Source organism: Mesorhizobium sp. M1E.F.Ca.ET.041.01.1.1, from assembly GCF_003997355.1.
Lineage (GTDB): Bacteria > Pseudomonadota > Alphaproteobacteria > Rhizobiales > Rhizobiaceae > Mesorhizobium.
In genome coordinates this window covers 12565-19705 of record NZ_RZSL01000054.1, presented here as the reverse complement: position 1 = coordinate 19705, position 7141 = coordinate 12565, and the positions used below count along the sequence as shown (strand labels likewise).

Genomic DNA, 7141 nt, shown 5'->3' with positions numbered 1-7141 from the left:
GTTCAGACATCAGAAAATAGAAACCATCGACCTCAATGCCCTCGCCCGATAGCATGCAAAACTGTTCGCGATGTCTTCGCACACCTGTTCGCGATGTCCCCGGTCCAAACACCCTTGTGGGAGAAGGTGTCGCCGAAGGCGACGGATGAGGGGTGCTCCAGGGAAAGCTGACGTCTCACTCCGCTGGAACACCCCTCATCCGTCTCGGCGCTTGCGCGCCGATCCACCTTCTCCCACAAGGGGAGAAGGGAGGGCCGCACCGCCTACTTAACCCTAAGCCGAATTGACCCCTGACCCCCAACATGCCAAAGGCCCGGCAAAGCCTATCATCTGGAGACGTGCTGATGACCGACCGCATCGAGATCGCCGGGTTGCAAATCGCCCGGGAGCTCCATGACTTCGTGGCCGAGGAGGCAGCAGTCGGCACCGGCATCGATCCGGAAGCCTTCTGGGAGGGCTTTTCAGCCATCGTCCATGATCTGGCGCCGAAGAACCGCGCGCTGCTGGCAAAGCGCGACGCCATGCAGGAAAAGCTCGACGGCTGGTATCGCGAAAACGGCGCGCCGGTCGACATGGAAGCCTACAGGGGGTTCCTCAAGGAGATCGGCTATCTGGTGCCGGAAGGTCCGATCTTCAGTGTCTCGACCGACAATGTCGACCCCGAGATCGCCGTCGTCGCCGGGCCGCAGCTCGTCGTGCCGGTGATGAACGCACGCTATGCGCTCAATGCCGCCAATGCGCGCTGGGGCTCGCTCTATGACGCGCTCTACGGCACGGATGCCATCCCCGAGACGGGCGGCGCCGAGAAGGGCAAGGGGTTTAATCCCACGCGCGGCGCCAGGGTCATCGCCTGGGCCAGGGATTTCCTCGACCAGTCCGTGCCGCTGACCACGGGCAAATGGGCCGGCGTCAACGGGCTCTCGGTGGCGAACGGCGCACTGAGGGTCGGCGAAGGCGCCGGCGCCACCACGCTTGCCGACCCGAAGCAGTTCGTCGGCTATCGCGGCGATGCCGAGAATCCCGAGGCCGTGCTTCTGGTCAAGAACGGCCTGCATATCGAGATTGCAATCGACCGCGCCAACCAGATCGGCAAGACCGATCCGGCCGGCATTGCCGATCTCATCCTGGAATCGGCCTTGACCACCATCCAGGACTGCGAGGATTCGGTCGCCGCCGTGGATGCCGAGGACAAGGTCGTGGTCTACCGCAACTGGCTCGGCCTGATGAAGGGCGATCTGGCGGAAGAGATCACCAAGGGCGGCAAGACTTTTGTCCGCAAGCTCAATCCGGACCGCCGCTACACGTCGCCCAATGGCGGCCAGTTGCTGCTGCCCGGACGCTCGCTGATGCTGGTGCGCAATGTCGGCCACCTGATGACCAATCAGGCGATCCTCGACCGCGCGGGCCAAGAGGTGCCGGAAGGCATCATGGATGCCGCGCTCACCGCGCTGATCGCGCTGCATGACGTTGGGCCGAACGGGCGGCGCGCCAATTCCCGCGCGGGCTCGATGTATGTGGTGAAGCCGAAGATGCACGGGCCCGACGAGGTCGCCTTCGCCGTCGAGATTTTCGACCGCGTCGAGGCGCTGCTCGGCATGGCGAAGAACACCATCAAGATGGGCATCATGGACGAGGAGCGGCGCACCACCGTCAACCTCAAGGAAGCGATCCGCGCGGCACGGGAACGCGTCGTGTTCATCAACACCGGCTTCCTCGACCGCACCGGCGACGAGATCCACACCTCGATGGAAGCCGGCCCGATGATCCGCAAGGGCGACATGAAGCAGGCCGCCTGGATTTCTGCCTACGAGGCCTGGAATGTCGACACCGGTCTCGAATGCGGGCTTTCCGGCCATGCCCAGATCGGCAAGGGCATGTGGGCGATGCCCGATTTGATGGCGGCGATGCTGGAGCAGAAGATCGCGCATCCCAAGGCCGGCGCCAACACCGCCTGGGTGCCGTCGCCGACGGCGGCGACCCTGCACGCCACGCACTACCACAAGGTCGACGTGCACGCCGTGCAGGCGACCTTGAAGAGCCGGCCGAAGGCCAGGCTCGACGATATTTTGTCGGTGCCGGTGGCGGTGCGGCCGAACTGGACGCCGGACGAGATCCAGCGTGAGCTCGACAACAACGCGCAAGGCATCCTCGGCTATGTCGTGCGCTGGATCGACCAGGGCGTCGGCTGCTCGAAGGTGCCCGATATCAACGATGTCGGCCTGATGGAGGACCGCGCCACGCTGCGCATTTCCTCGCAGCACATCGCCAACTGGCTGCGCCACAAGGTGTGCTCGGAAATCCAGGTCCGGGATTCGCTGCAGCGCATGGCGGCGATCGTCGACCGCCAGAATGTCGGCGACCCGCTCTACCGGCCGATGGCGCCGGACTTCGACAACTCCATCGCCTTCCAGGCCGCCTGCGACCTGGTCTTCAAGGGCACCGTCCAGCCCAACGGCTATACCGAGCCGGTGCTGCATGCGCGGCGGCTGGAGCTGAAGGCGCGCGAGCAAGCCTGAGGCCGGTAGCGCCGGCGCCCCTCCTCTTGAGGGGCAGGCTAGTCGCATATGGATAGCGACGGCTTGCGCCCTACGAATACCCCCTCCCCACAGGGGGGAGGGGGTCTCTCTTCGCAAGAATCTCATATGCAATAGCCCTGCCTTGAGGGGGGTGGTCCGAAGGGCCGGGTGAAGTGCGCGTCGACGCCCATTTCGACGCCACGAGGCGATGTCACCGCTACCGCACTCCGTCCGGTTCAGCTCAAAAAGGCCGAGTCTCTCATCGGCGACGGGCAGGGCAATCGCATATGGCAGCGCTGGCCCCCTCTCCGACCGCTACGCGGCCACCTTCCCCCATTTCATGGGGGCGAGGAAACGCTAACTGCTGACGCCGCGGCCTTGAAAAGCTTGGGTTCCTCGCCCCCCACAAAGTGGGGGAGAGGTGGCTCGGCGAAGCCCAGACGGAGAGGGGGAGCGCCATATGCGATTGCCCCACCCCTCAAGGGGAGAGGGACGTAGCGCGCCCCTTTGAGCAGGAGCCTCAGTTCAGCCCGTCCCGCGCAGCTTCGACAGATCTTCGGCCAGCGCGGTCCATGCGCGGCTATACGCGGACGACCGATCACATAAATGAGATGTCGAGGTGATCGGCGATGCCTTGACGATCCATAATCTACCTACTAGTTGGTAGGTTCGCCAAACGAGAGATCCCATCATGTCTGCACAAATGAACGATCAAAGCCGCGCCCTGTCTTCAAACGCCTGGCTCAAAAGCTATTATTTCCTGCGGTTTGCCGTATCGGCGGCCTGGGTTGCGCTGGCTTTCACCGTCGCGAAAGACAGTCCACCGTTTGCCGCCGTCATGCTGGTGGCCTACCCTCTATGGGACGCGCTCGCCAACTACATTGACGCGCGGCGCACCGGCGGGCTCGGCCGCAACAAATCGCAACTGCTCAATTTGGTCGTCAGCGTCATCACTGCGATCGCGGTCACCATCGCGCTTGGTCACAGCATGAACGCGGTGCTCTCGGTCTATGGCGTCTGGGCCGTTGGCTCCGGCGTGTTTCAGCTGCTGACCGCGGTGCGTCGCTGGAAAACCAACGGCGCCCAGTGGGCGATGATCCTGAGCGGCGCCCAATCGGCGCTGGCCGGTCTGTTTTTCGTAAAGATGGCGGCGGGCACGGAGACTATTGGCATCGCCAACGTCGCGCCCTATGCCGCTTTCGGCGCCTTCTACTTCCTCGTGTCCGCCGTGTGGCTGTCGGTCGGCGGTACTCTTCGCAAGTCGCCGCGGGCCGTGAGTTGAGGTTTTCTCCGCTGGACGTTAGGCATGTCTATGAACAAGCCATCGAACACTGCCGATGACATCCTGGCCGCCGCGCGACGCTTCATCGTCGCCGGCGGCTACAACGGGTTCAGCTACGCCGATATCGCCGAGGTGATCGGTATCCGCAAGGCCAGCATCCACCACCATTTCCCCAGCAAGGTCGATCTGGTGCAAACCCTGGTCAGGCGCTACCTCGAGGATGCCGTCACGGGCATGGCGGAGCTTGAGCGCAATGTGCCTGAGCCGCCTGAGTTGCTTCGAACCTACGCCGGCTTTTGGGCTCGCTGCATTGAGGATGCGAGCCGGCCGTTCTGCGTCTGCGCACTGCTCGCCAGCGAGCTTCCGGCCCTTCCGCCAGAGGTTGCCGTGGAAGTCCGTGCGTATTTTCAGTTTCTCTCGGGGTGGCTGACCGGTGTCATCGAGCGGGGCGCCCGGCAAAGCACGTTGACAATTTCCGCTGCGCCGCGCGTTGAGGCGGAGGCCTTCATGGCGACGGTGCACGGGGCGATGCTTTCTGCGCGAGCTTATGGCGATACTGCGGCTTTCGCCACGATCATGACGCCGACATTGCAGAAGCTGATCCCAGAGGCCGTTTGACGCCGGCAAAGGAAGGTCCGCTTGGAGAAACGGACCCGGCGCGCTTGCGGGTTCCTTGTGACTACGCCGCCTGCGCCATCCGCTCCGCGCTCATGCGGTAGGAAATCGCTTCGGCGAGATGGATGCGGCCGACCGTTTCGCTGGCGTCGAGGTCGGCCAGCGTACGTGCTACCTTCAGCACGCGGTGATAGGCCCGCGCCGAAAAGGCGAGCTTCTCGCTGGCGTCCTTGAGCAGCGCCAGTCCGGCAGCATCGGGCCTGGCGATCTCCTCGATGATCGCCGGCGGGCAATGCGCGTTGGTGGTGGCGCTGGCCCGCCGCGCCCATCAGGGGCGCGTGCAAATTCGACAGAACTTATATACTTCCTCCCCGCCATAGAAATAGGATATCAACAAATAAAGAATAACTAAATAGGCAGATTACAACTAGCATAAGACCGACCAGCGTATTTATGTGAACAAAAATAGGAATAAACACTAATAACGATAGCATCGAAGCGAAAAGGATTGATATAAACACTATGGTACCGGTTACATTGTGTTGCCGATTTTCATTTACAGGAAAATCGATATATTTGAAAGATAGATAGTAAGATACCAGTCCATATACAACAATCGATTGCTGAAACAACAATAAGTTTGCGGCGGTTCCAGAGAGTGAGACCAGGAAGATTAGAGATAGCATACCGAACATTGCGATAAATATCCCATAAATGCGCCCTCTGATTAGGGTTGGAGACAATAACAAAAAAAACATGTCATCCCCTTTGTCGAACGTATTCCCAGCGGAAAAACCGCTACGCAGTTTCCCGGACTTGTCCTGGCCGAGCAGACTCGATTCGCAGCACTCTAAGCCGCCTGCGCCATGCGCTCGGCGCTCATGCGGTAGGAGATCGCCTCGGCGAGATGGATGCGGCCGATGGTCTCGCTGGCGTCGAGATCGGCCAGCGTGCGCGCCACCTTGAGCACGCGGTGATAGGCCCGCGCCGAAAAGGCGAGCTTCTCGCTGGCGTCCTTGAGCAGCGCCAGTCCGGCGGCATCGGGCCTGGCGATCTCCTCGATGATCGCAGGCGGGCAATGCGCGTTGGTGGTGGCCGCAGCACCCAGCCTTTCCAGGCGCTCGCGCTGGATGGCGCGGGCGCGGGCCACGCGCTGCGCCACCGAGGCGCTCGTTTCGGCCTTGTCCGGCCGGATCAGGTCGCTCGCGGAGACCGCCGGCACCTCAATCCGAAGGTCGATGCGGTCGAGCAGCGGGCCGGAGATGCGCGCCTGGTACTCGGTGCGGCAGCGCTCGCCGCGCAGGCAGCGATAGCCGGGCTCGCCCGACATGCCGCAGCGGCACGGGTTCATCGCCGCCACCAGCTGGATGCGCGCCGGGTAGGTGACGCGGTGGTTGGCGCGCGCGATCACGCAGTCGCCGGTCTCCAGCGGCTGGCGCAGCGCATCCAGCGTCTGCGGCGTGAATTCCGGGAATTCGTCGAGGAACAGCACGCCGTGATGCGCAAGCGACACCTCGCCTGGCCGGACCCTCAACCCGCCGCCGACCATCGCCGCCATCGAGGCGGAGTGATGCGGAGCGCGGAACGGCCGCCGGTCGGTGAGCTTGCCTTCGCCGAGCTCGCCGGCCACGGAAGCGATCATCGAGACTTCCAGCAGCTCCTTCGGCGCCAGCGGCGGCAGGATCGAGGGCAGCCGCTGCGCCAGCATCGACTTGCCCGAGCCGGGCGGCCCGACCATCAAAAGATTGTGCCCGCCGGCGGCCGCCACTTCGAGTGCCCGCTTGGCGCTTTCCTGGCCCTTGATGTCGGCGAGGTCCGGCAGGTCGCGCGCCGCGAGCTGGATGCCGGCCTCGGGGCGCGACAGCACCTGCGTGCCGCGGAAATGATTGGCGATGGCGATCAGGCTGCGCGGCGCCAGGATGTCGAAATCCTTGCCGGCCCAGGCCGCTTCCGGCCCGCAGGCGAAGGGGCAGATCAGCCCCTTGCCTTCGGCATTGGCGCCGATCGCCGCCGGCAGCGCGCCGGCCACGGCCGCGATGGTGCCGTCGAGCGAGAGTTCGCCGAGCACGACATAGCCGGCCAGCATGTCGCCCGGAACGGCGCCGAGCGCCGCCATCAGGCCGAGCGCGATCGGCAGGTCGTAGTGACTGCCTTCCTTAGGCAGGTCGGCCGGCGCGAGGTTCACCGTCACCTTCTTCGAAGGCATCGACAGGCCCGATGCATGGAGTGCCGCCTGCACGCGCTCGCGGCTTTCGGCCACCGCCTTGTCCGGCAGGCCGACGATCTGCATGCCGACCTTGCCCGGCGCGATCATCACCTGGACATCGACCGGCACGGCCTCGATGCCCTGGAAAGCCACCGTGCGAACCCGCGCCACCATGTTTCTCAAGCCCCCGGATGCCGGCTCGCGCGCGGATTTGCGATCAGCCCGCGAGCAAGGTCAGGTCAGACAACCATAGATTTTGGATTTAGGCAAGAACATTACGGGAACAGAGCAATGCCATCTGGCGGCGATCCTGGGCCGCGATGATACGCCGCTACAGTCCGGGACTGCAGTACGGTCAGGCCGTCGGTGCCGCGCCGCGTCGCTCGAGCGTGGTGTTGCGGATGATTTCCGCGATCTCCGGGCTGCTGCCGCACAGCATCTGGAAATCCGCCGAGTGCAGCGACAGGAGTGAGACCGCCGTTGCGGCGCTGACGGTCGCCATACGCGGTTCGCCGCTGATCA

4 protein-coding genes and 1 pseudogene are annotated in these 7141 nt (G+C 63.8%); 3 read left to right on the top strand and 2 right to left on the bottom strand.

What is annotated here, in order from left to right:
* Positions 1–344: 344 nt before the first annotated feature.
* The 3 genes from EOA38_RS07465 to EOA38_RS07455 all read left to right on the top strand — a co-directional run bounded on the left by EOA38_RS07465 (position 345) and on the right by EOA38_RS07455 (position 4416).
* Entirely contained in the window at positions 345–2516 is a 2172-nt protein-coding gene (locus EOA38_RS07465) for a malate synthase G (protein ID WP_127298846.1), read from the top strand.
* A gap of 691 nt (positions 2517–3207) precedes the next feature.
* On the top strand, positions 3208–3798 hold the full coding sequence (locus EOA38_RS07460) for a DUF308 domain-containing protein (protein WP_127298845.1): 591 nt from the start codon (positions 3208–3210) through the stop codon (positions 3796–3798).
* 30 nt (positions 3799–3828) lie between these two features.
* On the top strand, positions 3829–4416 hold the full coding sequence (locus EOA38_RS07455; RefSeq protein WP_127298847.1) for a TetR/AcrR family transcriptional regulator: 588 nt from the start codon (positions 3829–3831) through the stop codon (positions 4414–4416).
* Between the two features lie 61 nt (positions 4417–4477).
* Here EOA38_RS07455 and EOA38_RS07450 read toward each other — a convergent pair.
* Together EOA38_RS07450 and EOA38_RS07445 are read right to left on the bottom strand one after the other, a co-directional pair.
* Positions 4478–4726: pseudogene (locus tag EOA38_RS07450) on the bottom strand (ATP-binding protein); the annotation flags it as partial.
* 537 nt (positions 4727–5263) lie between these two features.
* Positions 5264–6793 carry a YifB family Mg chelatase-like AAA ATPase gene (locus EOA38_RS07445; protein ID WP_127298844.1) on the bottom strand — a complete coding sequence of 510 codons (1530 nt, stop codon included), beginning with the start codon at positions 6791–6793 and terminating at the stop codon, positions 5264–5266.
* Positions 6794–7141: the final 348 nt, after the last annotated feature.